Below are 923 nucleotides of genomic sequence, written 5' to 3' on the forward strand. Positions count from 1 at the left end.
TGTCGGCGGCGATGCGGATCAGCCGGGGCCGGGCCCGCACCCAGGTGCATCACGCCCGGGTGTTGCGCGACAAGCTGCCCCAGGTGGCGGCCCGCTTCGCCGTCGGCGATATCGATTATCGGGTGGTTCGGATGATCATCACCCGCACCGAGACCGCGGATCGGTCGGTGTGGGCCGAGGTGGACGCTGAGCTGGCGGCTCGGGCGCATCGGTGGATGCGATTCTCGGAAAACCAACTGCGCGATCGGATCGATCAATGGGTCGCCAAACTCGACCCCAACGGGCAACGGGTCCCGCCGGATCTGGCCCAGGACCGGTTTGTGCAGATCGATCCGGGCCGCCCGGGCACGGCCACGGTAGTGGCCAACATCGACGCCGCCGATGGGGCTGCCTTGAATCAACGCCTGGATGCGTTGGCTGACACGGTGTGTGAGCATGATCCGCGCACCCGTGAGCGGCGTCGTGCCGATGCGGTGGGGCCGTTGGCCCGGCTGCAAGCCCAGCTGGCCTGCCGGTGCGGCCGTGAGGACTGCCCGGCCGGGCAGAAACACGCGGCCGCTGACGCGGCGGTGGTTCACGTGTTGGCCGAGCAGGCCACCCTCGAGGGGACTTCAGATGATCCGGGATATCTACCCGGGCACGGAATCCTACCCGCTGAATCGGTGCGAAACCTGGCCGCCAAGGCCAAGATCAAGCCTCTGGTGGTACCCGCCGCGCCAACCGATGCCAAAACAGTCGCCGACATTGGCGAGGAGCCCGGGCCGCCCGAATTCAGCGACTCACCGAATACGCCCGCCCCCGAGGGCGCCGAGCCGGGGTATCGCCCGTCGGTGGCATTGTCGGAGTTCATCCGCTTCCGTGACCTGACGTGCCGCTTCCCCGGTTGTGATGCCCCGGTGCAACGCTGCGACATCGACCACACC

Annotated in this window: 1 protein-coding gene; it reads left to right on the forward strand. The window is 68.0% G+C overall.

Annotated features, from left to right (window positions below; translation table 11 throughout):
* A partial coding sequence (locus BN2156_RS30325) for a DUF222 domain-containing protein (RefSeq protein ID WP_131725222.1) occupies positions 1-923 on the forward strand: 923 nt, incomplete at both ends.

It is taken from the genome of Mycolicibacterium neworleansense (genome assembly GCF_001245615.1).
Taxonomy (GTDB): domain Bacteria; phylum Actinomycetota; class Actinomycetes; order Mycobacteriales; family Mycobacteriaceae; genus Mycobacterium; species Mycobacterium neworleansense.